This window comes from Flavobacterium hungaricum, assembly GCF_015182285.1.
In the GTDB taxonomy this organism is placed as follows: domain Bacteria; phylum Bacteroidota; class Bacteroidia; order Flavobacteriales; family Flavobacteriaceae; genus Flavobacterium; species Flavobacterium hungaricum.
Genome location: NZ_PRDM01000003.1, coordinates 393,680 through 413,774, shown reverse-complemented (window position 1 = coordinate 413,774; position 20,095 = coordinate 393,680). Strand labels below are relative to the sequence as shown.

General features: G+C 36.6%; 10 protein-coding genes. All 10 read right to left on the bottom strand.

Translation table 11 applies throughout. The annotated features are described in order from the left end of the window. Positions 1-50 precede the first annotated feature (50 nt). Complete coding sequence (locus tag C4F50_RS14945; RefSeq protein WP_194139455.1) at positions 51-1,913, bottom strand: sialidase/neuraminidase family protein; 1,863 nt, start codon at positions 1,911-1,913, stop codon at positions 51-53. Between the two features lie 205 nt (positions 1,914-2,118). Then, positions 2,119-3,036, bottom strand: a complete 918-nt coding sequence (locus C4F50_RS14940; protein ID WP_194139454.1) for a glycoside hydrolase family 43 protein — start codon at positions 3,034-3,036, stop codon at positions 2,119-2,121. 88 nt (positions 3,037-3,124) lie between these two features. Beyond that, a complete protein-coding gene (locus tag C4F50_RS14935) occupies positions 3,125-4,693 on the bottom strand; it encodes a glycoside hydrolase family 28 protein (protein ID WP_194139453.1) in 1,569 nt (522 codons plus the stop codon). A gap of 385 nt (positions 4,694-5,078) precedes the next feature. Then, complete coding sequence (locus tag C4F50_RS14930; protein ID WP_194139452.1) at positions 5,079-6,485, bottom strand: glycoside hydrolase family 140 protein; 1,407 nt, start codon at positions 6,483-6,485, stop codon at positions 5,079-5,081. 270 nt (positions 6,486-6,755) lie between these two features. Further along, positions 6,756-9,914 carry a DUF6298 domain-containing protein gene (locus C4F50_RS14925; RefSeq protein WP_194139451.1) on the bottom strand — a complete coding sequence of 1,053 codons (3,159 nt, stop codon included), beginning with the start codon at positions 9,912-9,914 and terminating at the stop codon, positions 6,756-6,758. Between the two features lie 211 nt (positions 9,915-10,125). Continuing rightward, a complete protein-coding gene (locus C4F50_RS14920; RefSeq protein ID WP_194139450.1) occupies positions 10,126-11,832 on the bottom strand; it encodes a polysaccharide lyase in 1,707 nt (568 codons plus the stop codon). Between the two features lie 54 nt (positions 11,833-11,886). Continuing rightward, positions 11,887-12,576, bottom strand: coding sequence for a DUF3826 domain-containing protein (locus tag C4F50_RS14915; RefSeq protein ID WP_194139449.1), 690 nt, complete (start codon positions 12,574-12,576; stop codon positions 11,887-11,889). A gap of 72 nt (positions 12,577-12,648) precedes the next feature. Then, positions 12,649-14,361 carry a polysaccharide lyase gene (locus C4F50_RS14910; RefSeq protein ID WP_194139448.1) on the bottom strand — a complete coding sequence of 571 codons (1,713 nt, stop codon included), beginning with the start codon at positions 14,359-14,361 and terminating at the stop codon, positions 12,649-12,651. Between the two features lie 123 nt (positions 14,362-14,484). Continuing rightward, entirely contained in the window at positions 14,485-16,449 is a 1,965-nt protein-coding gene (locus tag C4F50_RS14905) for a RagB/SusD family nutrient uptake outer membrane protein (RefSeq protein ID WP_194139447.1), read from the bottom strand. A gap of 11 nt (positions 16,450-16,460) precedes the next feature. Continuing rightward, complete coding sequence (locus tag C4F50_RS14900) at positions 16,461-19,832, bottom strand: SusC/RagA family TonB-linked outer membrane protein (protein WP_194139446.1); 3,372 nt, start codon at positions 19,830-19,832, stop codon at positions 16,461-16,463. Positions 19,833-20,095 lie beyond the last annotated feature (263 nt).

Sequence of the window (20,095 nt, the reverse complement as noted above, 5' to 3'; positions counted from 1 at the left end):
AAATTACACCCACATTGATAAATAATTCGTGAATTCGTGGCTATTTTGTTTTATAACTTTTTCGTTATCAACGATTCAATATTGAATACAGCTTCCGGGATTAATTTTCCCGTTTGAGGCAGATCGTCGTAATCATCTGTATCTGGTGCTGTGTCCGGATTTGGCGTATATCTTTGCTCGCCTGTGCGGAACATAATTCGCTCAAAACCATCAACCGGAGCATAAAAAATTCTCGTTGATTCTTTTTCGTCGTTTACTTTTACAGTGTACGAACGGGTTTTAACGTTCAGTTTTACATTTACTTTATACTCTTTTCCAGCTTCGTATTTTGCAATCGTATTGAAACGCGCTCCCGTTTTTGTTTTCAACTGCCCATCCGAATCAAAAGTTAATCTTACGGCTGGCAATCCTTGTTTATTCTGAAATTCAACTTGTAATAAACCGTGATTATTCTGCTCTGGTTTAACTGTAAAAGTTACTTCCATTTTTTCTGCAAACGGAACAACACGTTCTGCACGCGCATAATCAAAATAATCCTGATCTCTTAAAGTCAGCCATTTTTTGCCGTCTTTCTTTTCGATTTTGGTTGAAGCCCAAGATAAATCATAGGTATTCCATAACTTTAATTCTTGTCCGTCAGGAAGATTACTGAAAACATCATTTGCATTTTCTGTCACAAGCGAAGTAACCGGGACCGGAATCGATGCTACCCAAATATCTTCTTTGTTTACACTGTAACTTACCCAAAGTTTTCCGTCAGGCGGACTTCCGTCACCTTCTGAAATACCTCGAACGTATTGAGGCCCTGCTGATTTGTAGTTGCCGCCATAACGCATCGGACTAATTTCGCCGTGAACTAATAGTAAATCTTTATAATTTAATCCGTCATCACTTGTTGAAATTGCCAAAGGCCAGCGGTATTCTGATGGATTGTAAACGGTCGCATAACGATTATCAGACGTTTTTTGTCCCCAGATTTTAGCATTGCTGTTTACAAAACCGGGAGCACGAACGGGAGTGTATTCCCATGTTTTTCCTCCATCTTTACTAATCGAAGTCAAAGCGTGCTTCCATAAACCTACAACATCACCGTTTGGCAGATGGTAAGAACTTAAAGCTTTATAAGGTTTCTTTAGCGGAATCAATTCGTCATCACGATCGGCTTCTTCTACCCATTGCTGTAAAACCAACGGATCAGATAAAATTTCTTCGCAGGCTTTTTTCAAACCTTTGTCTTTTGCCTGCGTATAGAATGGAAAAGCCGATTTCGATTTATCCCAGGATTTATTGTATCTGATGAAATAAATTTCGCCAAAACTGCCGTCTTTTTTGATTTCGCGAATTACACGTCCAATTCCTTTTCCGTCATTTGGATCGTCTTTTTCATCCATCGCAATTCCGTAATACGCCAAAGCAAAAAGTCGTTTGTCTTTTGAAGTATAAAAGCCCATTCTCTGGTGCATAATCGCGTCCAGATTTTTAGCAACGCCTTCGACGCCTTCTTTTTTCCATCCATCCGGAATATGATAAATTGGAAAAATTACTTTTGGCATTTTCCAGCTTACACCGTCTTTTGAAGTCATAATCAGCGTCTGGCTTGGCGGAATATGCTCGCCCGCAGGATCACTTAAATACTGTAAATAAAAAGTATCATTCCAATACGCCATTGTAGGCTGATGATTGTATGTCCAGCCAAAACCATCGGCTTTTTCCGGATGTTCTCTGCTCGCACGCATAATCTGCGTAGCGTGAACTCCTACTGCCGGACTTAACTGTCCGTGATGATAATCAACATTTGAAAGTGTTTTACCAACGTAACGAACGGTGTCATTCTGCGAATTTACAGCTGTACCAATCAATAGAATTGTGGCTGTAGTTAAGAGGTTGGTTTTTATTTTTAGGAAAGCAATCATTCTTTATGTTTTTTGTTTCACGCAGATTTGACAGATTCTGGCTGATTTAAAAAGATTTTTTTGTTTTTAAAATTAAAAAATCTGCTTCATCTGCTTAAATCATTTTAAATCTGCGTGAAATTTTTCTAACTATTTCTTTTATCTGCTAAATCTGCGGGAAAAAAATTTACTATCGCAGATTTAGCAGATTTGGCAGATTTTTTATTTATTTCTTTTCTTTCAAACCTTTTAAAACTTCTTCAGAGATTGTGGTAATCGTTCCATGTTTGTGTCCTTCTGGAAGACTAATTTTTGACGAAACATCTTCAAAATGAACAAAATCTGAAGTACTTAAGGCTTTATAATTTTTTGAACCGTAATTGTCATAATACAACATCCATTTTTTACCCACTTTCACCACCGTTGGTCCTTCTGATAAATATTCTGTCAAGGGTTCTGAACTTTTGCTGAATGGTCCTAAAGGAGATTTTCCGAAAGCTACTTTTATGTTTCGCATGGGTCTGGTGTTGTCTTTCAGAACCAAAACATAATCTTTTTTTCCTTTCTTTACAATCACACAGTCAATTACGCTGAAACCTGGTTCGTAATATAATTTTGTATCAGAGAATGTTTTGAAATCTTTTGTCGTTACATAATACATTCTGTGATTGTTTTTTTCTTCCTCAACACCTTTTTCAAATCGGAACGGAATTGTGGATGCCCAAATAATGATGTATTCCTTTTTGACATCATCGTAAAAAATTTCCGGCGCCCAAACGTTTACCACTTCCGGTTCGTTTTTCATTACCGGAATATATTCTTGCTTTGACCAATGAATTAAATCTTTAGAACTTGCATACCCAAAACCATTTCCGCCTTTCCAGTCGGTTGTCCAAACCATGTGATAGGTTCCGTCTGCTCCTTTTGTGATGGACGGATCACGCATAATTTTGCTTGCGCCGATTTCAGGTTTTAAGAATGAGCCTTCCAGACCTTTCCAGTTGTAACCGTCTTCGCTGTATGCCAGATATAAACCTTCTGTTGCTGGTTCACGAAATGACGTAAAAAGGTATAAATCTTTCTTTTTCTGCGAATAACTAATCGCAAAAAGGAAAAAGGTTACTATGATGACTATTTTTTTCATGTTGTCCAATTAAACACCAATTTCACTAATTAACACGAATTAAATTGGTGTAAATCCGTGAAATCTGTGTTATACTATTTTGATTTTTCTATTCTGTAATTGCTTTTTTTTCTAAATCTTTTCCTTTTTTAATCGATGTTGTTACATTGTTAAAAACATTATTTTTTAGGAAAACATTCTTTGTTTCTTTTCCGTTTGCTTCGATGAAAACATCCGTAGCATTGAATGGAAAATTATTATTAATCAACACATTAGAAACATTATCTAACTTGATAACCGGAACATTTTTAATTGGTGTTGAAGATCCAGCATTGTCTAAAATAACATTTTTTGAATCTGATATTTTGAAAGAAGAACCAATCGTTGCATTTACTTTTACATCATGAAATTCAACATCTGTCGCCGTGTTAACTGTAAAACCTTCTTTTCCGTCCATATTGATGTTGGAGAAAGTGATGTTTTGAATCGGCATTTCGGTAATTCCTAAAATTTGTCCTGCTTTGTTCACGTTTGAAGCTGTAATATTGCTCATGTGAATGTTTCTGAAAATCGGTGTTTTCTCGGTTACAGGTTCTACTTTGGTATCTTTATCGTAGAAAAGGCTTAGTACAATTGCTTCTTCTTTAATGTTTTTCATGACGATATTATCAACGCGAATATCTTCTACAACACCGCCGCGTCCACGTGCTGCTTTGATACGGATTCCTCGATCTGTTCCGTCGAAAACACAGTTTGAAATCGTAATTTTCTTGATTCCGCCAGACATTTCACTTCCAATAACAACGCCGCCATGACCGCTTAACATTGTACAATTGGTAATCGTAACATTTTCAGTCGCTTTTCCGTATTTACGTCCGTCGCCGTCTCTTCCAGATTTAATCGTAATACAATCGTCTCCAACGCTGATATGACAATTTGAAATATGAACATTGGTGCAAGACGAAGGATTGATCCCGTCTGTATTTGGCGAATGCGGATTAAAAATCGAAATTCCGGTTACCGTTACATTATCACAAAACTCAGGATTGATGGTCCAAAAAGGTGAATTTTGAAACGTAACGCCTTCTATTAAAATGTTTTTACAGTTGTAAGCCTGAAAAAAAGATGGTCTGAAGAATTTTTTATCAACGGTTCTTTTGTAATACGGCTCTGTGTACAGGCCTTTGTTTTGCTCTTCCCACATGGTTTGGTATTTGGTTGGAGGAAGCGGTTCTTTAGCTGTTTCGATTCGGTACACTTCATTCCACCACGCTTTTCCTTGTCCGTCGATTACGCCTCTTCCTTTAATGGTGATGTTTTCTACATCTTTAGCATAAAATAAAGGCTGGAAACTTTTCATTACAATTCCTTCGTAACGCATTTCTACATAAGGCAGATAGTCATCAAAATTTTCTGAAAACTTTAAAAGTGCGCCTGAATCCAAATGAATCGTGATGTTGCTTTTTAGAGTTAATGCTCCCGTAAGATATTCTCCCGCAGGGAAAAAGATCGTTCCGCCACCGTTTTTAGAGGCTTTTTCAATTGCATTTTGAATGGCTTGGGTGCATTTTATTCCTTTGTTGTTTCCTCCTTCGTTTAGGATGTTTAACCAACCGTCGTTTGCGAAAGCGGTATTAAGTCCGGTTATGAAGCAGAGGATAATTAGTATATTTTTCATGGTTATGTTGTTTTTGGTTTCACGCAGATTCTGCTGATTTTGGCAGATTAGCGCAGATAATTTAAAAATCTGTTTTATCTGCTTAAATCTTTTTAAATCTGCGTGCAATATTTTACTCTCGCAGATCTGGCAGATTGTGCAGATTTTTTTCTTTACAAATGATTTCGCAGATTAAAAGAATTCCATTTTATCTGCTTGATCTGCGAAATCTGCGAGAGTATTTTTGTTCTCATTTTTTGTCATTTCGACGAAGGAGAAATCTTCGCAAGAAACTCTACAAAGTAGCTCAATCATACGGAGCTACTAACGAAGATTTCTCCTTCGTCGAAATGACAAGATTGTGGTTATTGCCACGAATTCACTTTTTTTTTATGTATGAGTTTATTTATTCTTCAGATTCTAAAATAAGTACCCAATCGTTTCCATCAACTTTTTTCCCAATTGGTTGAAAATCTTTTACTCCTTTATTTTCGAAAGCTCCAATATTTTTTAGCTCACCGCTTCTTGGATTATACCAACTTGCATAAACATTATCACCTAATATTTTCCCCATATTTAGAGAAATTTTTCGGCCATTATAAGTATAAATCAAAGCGAAACTAGTGCCTCTTATTGCCGCTAAGTAATCATATTTTTCGCCTTGATTAGCAATTAAACTTTGATCTGGAATTCTATCTGGAGAGCTGTACCTTTCCATTAATTTCTTAATATAAACCATCTGCTTCGCGCCTGGTGCGTTAATCGCTGATGTCCATAATTCTTTGTTTCCGTATGCTGGTTTGTCGCCTTTCCTGAACATTTGCATTACAGCGTTGTGTCCGTACGTATAACCTGCAGCACCTGATAGAACTGACCAATATCCGTAACGGCGAATATCATTTGCGGTCCATTTTGGCTGTAAAGTGTCGTGTAAACCGTGCGGAATTGCTTCGTAAGATGGTTCTCCATCAAGTGTAGGTTTTGTTGGTTTTAAGTCGAAATCTCTAAGCACAAATTTGTAATTGTCTTCTTTGAAATTCGTTTTTATTGAATCCTGATCGTATCTTCTGTGTCCTGATTGAAACATATTGAAATCCAGCCATTTTGCGTTGTGGAAATTCTCCGAAGAATCGGTTCTTCCAAACGGGTGAAAAGTCACTAACTGGTTTGGATTATTGGTTTTTAAAGTATTCCCGATGGCATTCCAGATATCCTGAAATTCATTTCCGTGCGTATCGCCTCCGTTTAACCAGATTACGTTGGTTTTGTTTTTATATCTGTCAGCCAAGAATTTTGCATATACAATTGCTTGTTCTTTGCTTACTTTATTTCCTTTAGAAACGTTGGTTCCCCAAACCGGAACCATTGCTAAATAAATTCCGTTTTTGCGAGCGACTTCTAATGTATAATCTACGTGATCCCAATAATCGTATTGTTTTGCATCTTTAAAATCATTTCCTGCCGTAAGCAATGGTTTTGATACGTCTTCATTGATTAAAGCTGGATCGCCATACACGTTAACGGCATTGATATTGTGCAAAACCATCACCTGAACGACGTTGAAGCCTTTGTCTTTTCTGTCTTTAAAATATTTGTCTACTCCTGCTCTGTCTAATTTTCCGAATGCCAGCCAGCCTGTGTCGCCCAGCCAGAAAAATGGTTTTTCATCTCCGGTAACAAAATAATGCTGATTTTTAGAAATTTTGATTTCAGGCAGTTCGCCTTTTGTTTTGGCAGCTTGTGAAAATCCGCTTTGTGCTGTCAATAAAAAGCTTGCACTTAAGGCGTATAAATATTTAATTTTCAGATTCATTTTGGTTGTATTTTGAATTTATGTTTTTTGATGTTTGCCACAGATTTTACTGATTTAATGGATTTTTCCAAGCTTTGCGTTTAAATTTTTCTCGCAGATTGAGCAGATTAAATTTAAAAAATCTGTTTAATCTGCTTTGATCTTTTTAAATCTGCGTGAAAATTTTTTACTCTCGCAAATTTGCTTCGCCAGTTCGCTATCGCTCGTGTGGCAGATACCGCAGATTTAATTTAAAATTAATTCGTGCAATTCGTGGCAAACCTTTTTCTTTTATTTCTTCACTACAAAAAGTACTTTTTCTTTTATTTCAGCTTGTGGAATTGTTACTTGTTTTCCTCCGCTTATATTGGCTTTTTTGTTGAAAGTTCCTGTTGCTGCGTTTATTGCGTATACTTCAAAAGTTCCTTTTTCGTTTGATAAATCAATTGAAATATCCTGATCATTTTTCAGATAAAAAAGATAACTTTTTCCTTTGTTTTCTAGTTTCCAAAGATTGTCTGAAAACGTATTTCCGTCTACTAATTTCATTTCGCTTAAAGCGGCATAAAACTCAGGAAGTTCGATTTTCGGAACATTTGCCAATGAAGCGCCCGCCATTAAAGCCGGCCACCCAAATCTTGGCGAACCGTCGGTTGAATATAAAATTACCTTTTCAGGATATTTTTCTCGGTATTCACGCACGGCACGATATACCTGATTATCCGTTTCTTTTCCGGTTTTTAATTTTCTGGCGTGTTGTCTTGGTGCTAAATTTTTAGCACCTTCTGGTGCGTAAGCCGATCCGTCTTCCTTGTAATACCAATAACGAATGTCAATAGCATCTACTGTTTTGGCTCTATTGGCATCATTTAAAATAGCATCCTGAACGTCTTTTGTAGCACTTAAACCAATGATTGCTTTTTTACCCGTTTCGTCTTTCCATTTTTGAACTTCGTCCAGCCAAAACTCCATAAATTGCAGCGGACCTGTATATTCGGCGCTTGTTAACTGAATTACGTTGCTGTTTTCTGCAAAATTCTCCAGCGATTTTCTGATGAAACCTTGGTGCAATTTTCTTCTTGCAGTATTCGTAACATCATAAAACTGCTCTGCCATAAAAATACGTTTGTCTCCTGCGTAAGGCGGTGGTTCTGGAAAACCGGTGCTGTTTACATTGTTGGCCGAACGCCACGGTGAACTTGACCAGTGTGCTCCAGCTTCAATAATATTATGCTGAAAATATTGCTGATTGACTAACAATTGTCCATTCGCTTCTGCCACATTCGCAAAAAGCGACAAACGATCCCAGTACCAATCATTGAATTTTGTTAAATCGTATTTGCTTAATTGATCCCAAGCCAAATCCTGACCGCTTCTGGCAAATGGCTGTTCGTAAAACGGCGGCCACACATCGGCATCAAAACGGCGAACTCTTTCGTGATCGTCCATTCTTCTTTCATACCACAAACCATAATTGTGCTCTAAAGCAACCATATTATTGGTACTCAAATAATCTGATACTTCATTAATATTATCTGTAAATCCGGTTCCGGTTCTTCCGGGAACGAATCTTGTAACATCCGGAACTGATTTAGAAATATCACTGTCTCTAAGACTTCCGCGCCACCACGGCACGCTTAATCTATTTCCGGTGATTCCTTTATTGTCATAAGTAAGCCATCCATTTTTTGTGGTTACTTTTTTATCTGAAATTGTATTTTGCGCTGCATTTATTTTTAAATCATTCGCATTTTTAAGTCCTGAATTGTTTGTATTAATTGGATTTGCTTTTGAAACTTCTGCAATCCATTCTACTAAACTTTGCTTTGGAGCGACTGAACTTTTAGTTAATTCGGCCGCAACTTCCATTGTAGGACTTGAAGAAGGTTCTGAACCTAAATCATAAATATGCGGATTAACAGGAAGTTTTTCTAGTCTGTTTTCTAGTTGGGCATAAAATAAACTTCTTGGCGAAATATGGTTGTTTACGTCTTTCCAATGCCCGTCGCCAGCCATAATACCTCCCCAGGTTCCAAAAGCCCAGTTTTGCGCTGTTGGCGGATTGTAGCATTCTATTTTTGATGCTGATGTTTCCCAAATAACGCTGTTTGCTGCGGTCCATCCTGCTCCTCTTCCGTTTTGTTCTCTGTTATTGTAGCTTAAAGCGTGGCCGTCTACATAAGAAATTTCAAATAATACGCCTGTTGCCCAGCTTCCGATGGCACCGCTGTTATTGAATGGCAAAAATGATTCGCATTGAATAAATACATTTGGTCCTGTTGTCCCAAAGCCGCCTACCGCAAAATCGTGGTAGCCGTATTCTGAATAACAGCGTTGAAATAAGGTCTGCTGTCCTTCTGTATAAAAAGTATGACGTCTAAAACCTGCAATTTCAGAAACGGGTTCGGTGGCAATACAGTCTTCAACTGTAATTTGCTGTGCCGATTTTAATACCGAAACCGCTCCGCCGGCAAAATGCTTAAAAGTGACTTGTTTTACCCATGCATTTCTTGCGTTTTCAATGCTGATTCCGAACCATCTGTGTTCTTCGTCTTTTGGTTTTGAAGTATCATAAGCTGATTTCAACAAAATATTTTCGATTCCGATTTGCTCAATTCTTCCCGACCAGGAATAGGTGTTTACTTTTGCAGTTCCGTAAACATCATCTAAAGCCATTGTCAATGGAGCGTTTAGGGTTACTTCATTGCCATTGATTTTGGTTACAACTCTGTTCCAGGTAATATCCCAGTCATTTTTTTTCCAGCCAACCCAGCCTGTTTCTGCACCAAAATCGTCCATTTTTAACTCTTTAATCCAATTATCGGTTAAAGGTTTTGTGATGATAATTTCATCTGATGGTTTTAATTTTGAGGTATTTTTTAGTTGGATTGTTTTGGTTCCAAGCGGCGTATAATTTGTACTGAATTCAAAGGTTTCACCCAGTTTTTTATCGTCAATTCCTAAAATTCTAATTACAGCTTCTCTTTTTAATCCGGTTCCTAAAAGAATGGTTCCGTTTTCATTATTGCCGCTTCCGCGTAAAATAACGCCTGATTTTTTAATAAATAAAGTACCGCTGATTTTAAAAGTTCCTTTGTCTAAAAGTACTGCTCCGCGAAAACCTGATTTGTTTGGTTTTAAATTACTTACATAATCAATCGCAGCCTGAATTCTCTGAATTGCATCTTCTTCTTGTTTTGGAACAAAAATTTTATTCTCGACATTCGGAATTGCTTTTTCTGATGCCATGTATCCTGCATAAGAAAAATCAGGAATTTGGTTTCCTTTATTATCTGTTGTGAAAGAAAGTTTTCCTTCTTTGTTTTTGATAATGTCTGGGAAATTGGTTTGTGCTGTTCCGATATGAATGGTTAAAAGAATCGCGAAAGCAGATAAAATAATTTTATCTTTTTGAAGGGAGATTGTATTTTTAAATTGGGTAAAATTCAACTTAATAATTTTTAGGTTTATTATTTACATTCCTAATTTCCACAATCTTGTCATTTCGATTCCGAGGCTTCGGGAGAGAAATCTTCGTTAGTTGCTCCACTTGCTTGATAAACTTTGTGTTAGTTACTTGCGGAGATTTCTCCTTCGTCGAAATGACAAACTGGATGGTTATCTATTTCTTAAGAATATTCTTGTGACTAAATTTAAGACTTTATTGCAATAATCCTTTTAATTTCGCCAATGTATCCGTGTTATTTTCGGTTTTTGTCCAGTCAATTTTATTGTTTGGATCGATTCCGTTGAAATATTTTTCGATGTTGGTATATCCGTCTCCGTTTGAATCTTTAACCGCATCTGAAGCATCATTCGGGTTTAACCCAAATTTTTTCTCCCATGCATCCGGAATTCCGTCGTTATCAGAATCTTTGTATGCTTTTCCTTTGTATGTTGGATAACCTCCCACTTGGTCAGGATGTGTTATAATTCCTTTTTTATAAGAATCTGCAGGCAGTCTTCTTTTAATGTATTCCTTTCCAATTGCATTTTCTAAACCGTCTTTTACTTCGATTTTTCCGGTGCGGACTTGTTTAATGATTCTTTCATCAACTGCATCTCTTTTCGGAATTGTCGCTCCAACATTCGTCAAAACAAAATCATAAGCCTCTTCTGCCGACATGATAGTAAACTTTGGCATTGAGAAAGGTTTTGGCTGTTTGATTGCTGCTAAAAACTCTTTTGTTTGCGCTTCAGGAAGATCTTCTAATTGTATACCGCCATTCCAGTTATCTGCTGTAACTTCTGGAGAACCTACGATAAAGTTACCTGATACATAGGCTCTTCCGTATTGTTTTGGTTCGATATAACCAGATTCCGGTTTTACAATTCTGTAACGAATTGGCTGATCTGCTGGTGTTATTGGACCTGGTTTGAAGTAATTATTGATGATATTCAGCATCGAACGATAATCACCTCCGTCAAGGGTACGATTCCACCAATTGAATACTACGTTATTCACAAAATTAAAATCGCCGTACATTCCGATAGAAGCATTTCTTGAAATGTTATCTGCCCATAAATTGCGCATAAACGTACTGTTTAATCCACCGATTGTACTTCCAAAAGCATGATTATAAGTATCTAAACCTTCCGAAGAAATCGTATTTTGAATGGTAATATTACAAGCTGGTAATTTCTCCAGTTTTGATTTTGCATTAGCAGCGAATTGATGTCTGTATAGCGAAATATTCTCGTCTAATCCCCAGCTTACTGAGCAGTGGTCTACGATAATATTTCCCATCGGATTTCCGCCTAATGCATCGTCTCTTCTTGTTACTTCGGTTGCACCGCGTCTAAAACGCATGTGTCTGATAATAACGTCATGAGTATCAATTTCTAAAGTCTCTCCAGCAATGCAAATTCCGTCACCCGGTGCAGTCTGCCCGGCAATTGTAACGTAAGGCGCTCTCATGCTGATTCTTTTTTTCAATTGAATAATTCCCGAAACGTTAAAAACAATTGTTCTTGCTCCAACTGCCTCACAGGCTTCACGAAAAGTTCCTTTTCCGCTGTCTTCTAAACTCGTAACTACAAATATTTTTCCGCCACGTCCGCCTTGTGTGTATGCTCCACCGCCTTCCGCACCCGGAAAAGCCGGAATATCTGCCACCACAAAATCTTTAGGATAAGATGCCCAAGGTAAATACGGTTTTCCTTGTTTTGCCTGCTCCTGAATAATAGGATAGTTGCTTGTCCAGATTTCGTTTAGCCTTTTTTCTTCATCGGCTAAAATAGCATCTGCTTTTTCCTGAACTGGTTTTGGAATTACAGGATATTGCGCATAAGCAGATGACACAAGAGAACAAAATGACAACGCCATAAATGTTCTTTTTAAAGTACGGTTAGGGAAAATAGTATGCATTGAATTGTGTGTGGTTGTAGTTAATAGTTGTAACAGAAAATTTGATGGAAAAAATTATTCTTTTGCAGTAGAATCTTTTACTTTATTCTTTTCTCTTTGCTCAACGCGTTCGTGCCAATCTTTACTCTCTTTGTTTAGATCGTAACCTTGTTTTGATAAATAGTTGTTGATTCTTCCTTTGTATTTACCAAACCAGCCGTGTTTTTCTTTAGAAGAACCGCCATCCATGGCATGTTCTCTGGCTTCTACTAAAGCTTTGTAGATATAGTCTTTTTGTTCTGCTGTTAAATTTGGAAGCATATCGTTATAACCTGCAACTGTTATAGGAAGCACGCCGTAAGTCATTCCGTCTTTAACTTCAGTAATTTTGTCTTCTGATAATTCTTTGCCTAATTTTTTAAGGTAAGATTTGTGCAGTTTTGCAATTGATTCATCTGCTTTTGATTTCAGTTTATCAATTTTCTCGTTTTGTTTTTCTTTGGCTAAAGCAGTATCTTCTTTTACTTTTTTGATTTCGGCATCTCTCCCATCCTGAATTTCAGTTAAATCTCTAAACTGCTGTGCAATAATATTTGAAACTGCTTTTTCTTTTGTTTCGTTTTTTAAATCTAATTTGGTAACGATTTTTGCAGCTCTTTCGTTAGTAACCTTTACATATTCAGGATCTAAATGCTGTTGTGCATTTAAAGTTGAAAAGGCAAAAAGCAGCGATAATAAACCAGCATTTATTTTATTTAGTACCATGATTTTAATTTATTAGTTATTTAAAAACATTCTTGCTCATTACTAAACAAGAATGTTTTCAAAAATTATTCCTTATTTTAAATCTAGTAAAGGTCTAACTAATGTTTCTTTGTTATTAGCTAAATCTTTCCAGTTTACTTTTATTGCAGGGTTTACACCGTTGATGTAATCTTCAATATTGGTGTACCCGTCTCCGTTTAGATCTCCTTGTGCGTCTGATGGATCATTCGGATTTAAACCGTATTTTTTCTCCCAAGCATCCGGCATACCATCTTTGTCTGTATCTACATAAGGTTTTCCTTTGTATTCTGGATATCCTCCAACTTGAGAAATATCTGTAATGATTCCTTTTTTATAAGAATCCATCGGTAAACGTCTGTGCTCAAATTGATAGAATTCTTTTTTTTCTAATCCTTTTGCATATTCTGGAACACCTGTTTTTACAGTTCTTACGATTCTTTCGTCTACTTTATCTCTTATTGGCAGCGTTGCTCCAACATTTTTCAACACATATTCATACGATTCCTCTGCAGTCATTATTTTACCAAACCAAGGCATTGGAAATGGTCTGTCACTTTTCATTTTTGCAAAATAATCTTTGGCTTCGTCATACGTCATTAACTCGCCTTTTTTATTTTCAATTTGAATACCACCGTCCCAGTTGTCTTTAGTAACTTTTTCGTTGTTATTTACCACGTTTCCGTTTACATAAGCACGACCGAAAACCATATAAGGCAATTTACTTCTTCCTGATTCTGGTTTCAAGATTCTGTAGCTGATTGGCTGAGTCAAATCTGTAACTGGACCTGGTTTGTAAAAGTTGTTGATGATGTTGTAGTTTGCGGTGTAATCTCCACCATCTGTAGATCTGTTGTACCAGTTGAAAACTACATTGTTCACGAAATTGAAAATTCCGTTCCAGCCAATTGAAGGGTTTCTACCAGCATTATTTGCCCACATATTTCTCATAAAAGAGCAGTTTTCTCCTCCTAAAGTACTTCCGAAAGCGTGGTTGTAAGTATCTAATGCTTCTCCAAATAAACTGTTTTGGATTGTGATATTTACAGTTGGTTTCTTTTCGTCTGGGTAACCTGCACCCGGGCTGTACATGTGTCTGTAGATAGACATGTTTTCGTCTAATCCCCAAGTTGCTGATACGTGGTCGATCATAATGTTTCCAACAGGATTTCCTCCAATAGCATCGTCACGACGGCCTACGAAAGTTTCGCCGCGACGAAAACGTATGTGTCTGATAATTACGTCGTGTGTATCAATCCAAGTTGATTCTCCTGCGATACAGATTCCGTCTCCAGGAGCTGTCTGCCCAGCAATTGTAATGTAAGGCGCACGAATAATTAACGGACTCTTAAGTCTGATAATTCCGGCAACATTAAACACGATAATTCTCGCTCCTCCTTGTTCACAAGCTTCGCGTAAAGTTCCAGCGCCGCGGTCTTCAAGACTTGTAACGGTGTAAACTTTTCCTCCACGACCTCCATAAGTAAACATTCCTCCTCCTTCTGCTCCAGGAAAAGCAGGAATTTCTGCTTGTGGTAAATCATTTGGTCTTGATGCCCACGGAATATAAGGTTTTCCATGTTTTGCTTCTTCTTCAATAACAACTAAAGCTTTTGCCCAAGCTTCGTCAGAAAGTCTTGCTGCTTCTTCTTTAATTGCTTTTTCTTGTGCTTGAACTTCCGGGCTTATTTTAGGATATTGAGCAAAACATTTTGCACTTCCTAAAAAAAGCAGCGATGATGCGATAAATAATGCGGAGTTTTTCATGTTAATTTTTAATTGTGGTAATTCTTTTTAAACAAATCACCTGTATCTTTTGACGAATACAGGTGAAAAGCTTTATGTAATTTATAATGTTCTTTAGTGAATTTAATAAAAGTTCACTAAAATTTATTGTTGATAATTGTAATCTCCATCTCCTCCAGAAGCATCTTTCCAACCAATAGTTTGTTTTAACCATGGATTTTGTGCTAATACTGTATTTTGTAATCCTTGGATATAATAATTTGGATTGAATTTAATTTTAACTGCAACGTTATTTACCTGATCCATTGGTGTTGGCGGCGCCACAAGTACAAAGTTAGCTGTATAAAAAGCTGCCAATGTATTCAATTGGGTTTGGAAATTAGCCGAATCTGGATCTGCAGAAATACTAGCACGACTATTAGCTAAAGGGTCTGCAGATGTTGCTGTATTTTTATACTGCAGATAGTTACCAGTTCGCTGAGTTCCGTTAATAGGTTGTAAACCTAATTTACTTACAGTCCCGCCTGTAGTACCAGGAAGAGTGGCATTATCATAAAGCATCCATCTCTGAATATCCCAAAAACGTTTTCCTTCATAAGCTAACTCAACTCTGCGCTCATATAAAACTGCTTCAATAGCTGCATATTTATCTGCCGGCGTTCCAATTCCGTAATTATTACCTGATGGTATTCCAACACGGTTTCTTATTCTTCCCAAATAAGCAACAGAGTTACTTGTTTGTCCTAATGCAGCGTAACACTCTGCAATGTTTAGTAACAATTCTGCATAACGGTATTCTAAAATATCATTTGCTGAATATTGAAAACTACTTGCATTTGTTGCAGTAACATCAGTCATTTTTCTAACCAGTGCAGGGCTAGTTTCATTATTAGAATCACTGTAATACGGTTTGTTAGCATTATCTAACCATCTGTATGCCCAAACAACAGGTTTTGCATTTTCTTTATAATCCCATCTTACACCTGAAAAAGCAAATGTTCTGTAGAATCTAGGGTCACGTTTAAGAAAGAATAGAAACGAATCGTAGCCATTAGCTGCAGTTGGTCTTCTACCATCATCTAAAGGAAATAAATCGATCATTTCTTTTGGAGCTTCCATTCCGCTTACACCACCTTGGCTGAACAAGCGAATCCCTCTTTCCCAAGAATTATTTACTCCAAGGTTGGTATTATTAGCTGATAAAAGCTGCGTAGTAATTGCCTCAGAACAAAATGCATTATTTGCAAGTGCAAACATATTCTGCCAGTCTTTAGCCGAATTTCCATATAGTCCGTATCCTGCTGATGATAATTCTGTCTCTGCTGCTAAACCAGCCTGAAGCGCTGCATTCCAACGCTCATTAGAGCTATCCCAGTTTTTGTTAAACAATGGACTAGCATAAGTTAGTAATACTCTAGATTTTACAGCTAAAGCTGCACCTTTGGTTACACGTCCATATTCTCCTGGCCAGTTGCTTGGCAATAAACTTGCCGCCATATCTAAATCTTTAACAATCTGTTCTACAACCTCAGTAACAGTTCCTCTCGGAACTTTAATCGTTGGATCTACTGCACTTGGTGTTTGAACTTCAGTTACAATTGGCACTCCTCCATAAACGCGCAATAAATCAAAATACTGAACAGCACGAAGGTAGTACAACTGTCCTTTTGCCTGATCACGGAATGACTTAGGCAAATTAGCTCCTTTTACATCAACTTCTGCAATAAAAGAATTACAATCTCTAATTCTATTGTATGGATGGTTGTTAATTTTATCTTCTAATTTAGTACCAAAATACCCAGATGCATCTGCCGCATTAACATACGTAATGTTTGGATTGATAAGCGGCTGAATTCCTCCTATCTCTTCTGTCATTTTTGAATATACATCTGTAAATGAACCTACTAAACTTTGTCCAGGAGATTTAAAAGCAGAATAATAATCAAAATATACGTTGTTAACATACCATGTAGCACGTTCTTGACTTTCATAAAATGAATCGTCAACACTTCCAAAATTTTTCTTTTCTTCCAAAAAGTTATCACTGCAGGAAGTACTTAGCACTGCGAAAAGTGCTAAAGCTATATATTTATTTATTTGTCTTTTCATCTTTAATTGAATTAGAATGTAATGTTAAAAGTAACAGCCCATGTTCTAAGTGTTGGATAATTCTCAGAAGAACTATCGTACATATTACGATAATGATCAGGATAAGGATTGTATAAATCCCAAAGGTTGTTTCCAGTAACTCCAATTGACCATTTTGCAATTTTAATTTTATCTAAAAGCTCTTTAGGCATATCAAAACCAAGTGTCAAGTTTCTAACGGTACAACGGAAAGTATCCAGCATCCAGAAATCTGATGGTGCGGTAAGATAATCTTGACCTGTACTATTTAAGTTAGGATATCTACCATTTACATTATCGTCTGCATACATGTCATTCCAAAAAGTCTCACGAGCCCACATATTGTGTGTTGATCCTGTTCCTTGTTTTACTACATCGATAGCACGGTAACCGCCCCAAGATGTTCCAATTTGTGTTTTAATGAAAAATGACTTGTATCTTGCTCCTAAGTTAGTAGTAAAACCGTATGTTCTGGTATTATTAACTAATTTAATATAATCCTCATTTTTTTGAATTTGTCCGTTCGGTCCTGCCTGAGTTCCATCAGTACTATTAAATTGCCCTCCAACGTCTTGATAAGCCAGCATTCCTTTTCTCATATCTGCAACATTAGAAATTCCCATATAATTAGGCTGAACACCAGCTGCAGTAGCACGCTCTGTTAAGTAAGACCAATAGTTTGCCACATCCTGATCTGTACGTAAAATACCATCTCCAGTTGAAGTTTCTTTCCAAGTTCTGAATCCCCATTGAGGGAAAAACATAGATTGTCCTTCTTGTACTAAATTATTTGATGGATGCAATATAGCAGGCTCTGGGTATTTTTTAACTTTGTTATCAGATAGTCCGAAGTTAATACCTACGTTATAACTGAAGTTTTTATTAACATTATCTTTCCAGTTTACGCTTACCTCAGTTCCCCAAGAATCAACAGCTGCATAGTTTTCTTCTGCATAACCACCTCCCACAGAGATCGGCACACCAACCGTACCGGCCATTCCTGTAAGCATATCTTTTGATTGATCATAGTAAAATTCAGTAGTAAGCGATAATCTGTTTTTTAAGAACGCAAAATCAAGACCTAAGTTGTTTTTAATAGTTGTATCCCATCCAACATTTCTGTTAGGTTCTACTCTTGGTGTTACAGAACCTCCAAGAACTCCTCCATTGCTGCCAAACTGAAACCCTTTATCTGCCACTACATCATAAAGCTTCATCCATCTCCAAGCATTGATGTTGTCATTTCCTGTTTTACCAATAGAGTAACGAACTTTAAAGAAATCTACTGCTGGTACATTAAACCATTTTTCTTTAGAAACGATCCATCCAACTTGAAGTGATGGGAAGAATCCCCAGTAATTTTCTGGTGCAAATTTAGTAGAAGCATCACTTCTAAAAAGGAATTGCAGCATGTATCGAGACTTATAACTGTAATTAACACGTCCTAAATAAGATAAAGTTCCTTGTTCTCCTTTTAGAGCTTGTGAATTTGTACTTAAGGTACCAGCTGTCTGATAAGACCCTCCATAATCTTTTCCAGTATTTTCGTAAGCCAATCTAGTTGTATTAAATTCTGTTTCAGAACGTTCTACAGAGAACATTGCTCCAATCTCATGGTTGTCAAATGTTCTGTTATAGTCTGCAAAGAAGTTAGCCTGAATAGCTTTTGAAAGAGAAGTATTGTAATAAACTCTAGAACTACGAACATTCGTTTCAAGAGAATAATAATTATGAACTCCATCATTTACTGTTGTTGGCAGCGCAGCGCTTGCTAAGTGGTTATCCAATTTTTCGTAACCCATTATTCTCGCTAAATCATAAGGAAGCTGAATTTGCTCTGAACTGCTTGAACTTTGATTTCTAGAATATGTTCCTTTAAGAGACAATCCTTTAACAAAAGGAACTTTCCAGTTTAAAGACATATTTACGTTATAGGTAAAGTCACTAGATACTTGCTTAGAACCATTGTTGATAGCTGCAAAATAATTCCATCCTGCAATTGTATTATTAGCATTTGCAGATCCTAATGTACTAGTTGTACGAGCAAATGGAGACATATAATAGTCTTGTCCATTTACAACTGTCTGCCAAGGAATATACTTTGGCATGTGCAGCAGAAGTCCATAATCTGCTTGCTCACCACCAGCTGCAGAACCATAACTGCTGTCATTAATACCAGACGATGCTTTAGTAAATGATTTTTCAATATCACCAGAATTACCAGAAACAGAAGCAGAGAAGTCTAATGAAGTAGAAATTTTTGCTGTAATACCGGTACGGAAATTCCATTTATTATAATCTTGTCTTCCTAAGTTAGCTCCTTGTGTAAAGTAGTTGATACCTGCGAAATAAGTAGCTTTCTCAGTACCACCACTTACGTTCAGAGTATGTTTCTGCTGAATTGCAGGTTTCCAAGCTTCTTGTAACCAATCATAATCCAAACCTTTCATTTCTTCTAATTCACGATCCGAAAAAAGATTTGATCCATTGGTTCCTATATTATTGTTTCCTCTAAAATATCTATTAGAAAATACTCCATATTCATAAGCGCTCATTGTCTTACTATGGCTGACAGCGTCATTTACAGCAAACTGACTAAAGTATGAAAAAGTAGGAACACCGCTTTTTCCTCTTTTAGTCTTAATTACAATTGCTCCCTGAGATGCACGTGAACCGTAGATTGCCGCAGATGCATCTTTTAAAACAGTCATACTCTCAATCTCAGAAGGATCTAATCTATTAAATGCGTCCAATGAAGGTCTACCATTAACAGGGTCAACCTGAATCATGTCATCAATTACAATTAAGGGAGTTTTAGAACTACCATCTTTTGAGAAACCATATGTTTGACGAATTTCAATCGCACCTGCGTCTCCAGGACGACCGCCTCCATCAATAACTGTAAGACCAGGAACCTGACCTCTTAAAGCTTCTGATAAATTTGAAACCGGAAGATCTTGAATATCGGATGCACTAATTGTAGCAATAGCTCCAGTAAGCTTTTCCTTTTTCTGGCTTCCGTATCCAACTACTACAATGTTTTGAAGCTCATTGGAATCTTCAGCCAATTTAACATTTATAATTGTACTGGTTCCAATAGCTATTTCTTGTTTTTTCATTCCGATAAAAGAAAAAACTAAAGTTGCATTTGGTTTTACTTTAATTTGAAATTGACCATTAAAATCTGTTGTAACAGTATTCTTAGTAGATTTTTCTGTAACGTTTACTCCTGGCAGAAGTCCAGATACATTATCAGTTACAGCTCCCGTTATAGTTACTGTACCGCTAGAATTTTGAGCGTAGGTCAATACACTCATCATTGCAAACAAAAGAAAACTACATCTCTTTAAAAGTGCTTGTTTCATAAATGTCTTTTTTTGGTTAGTTTATTAGTGTTAGTTAGTCATGTTTTTAAATGTGATACTCTTAACAGATAAAAATTAAATAAATCTTAAATATATCTTATTAAATGTTTAATTCACATTTATTTTATTCTTCCAAAAATATGACGATACTAGATTACAACCGTCCTGCTCTATCCTGTTTTAATCGTATAATTTCAAAAAAAAACACTATAAAAAAACAATATTAATAAAAAATGAATGAAAAAAATATATGTAATCAAAAA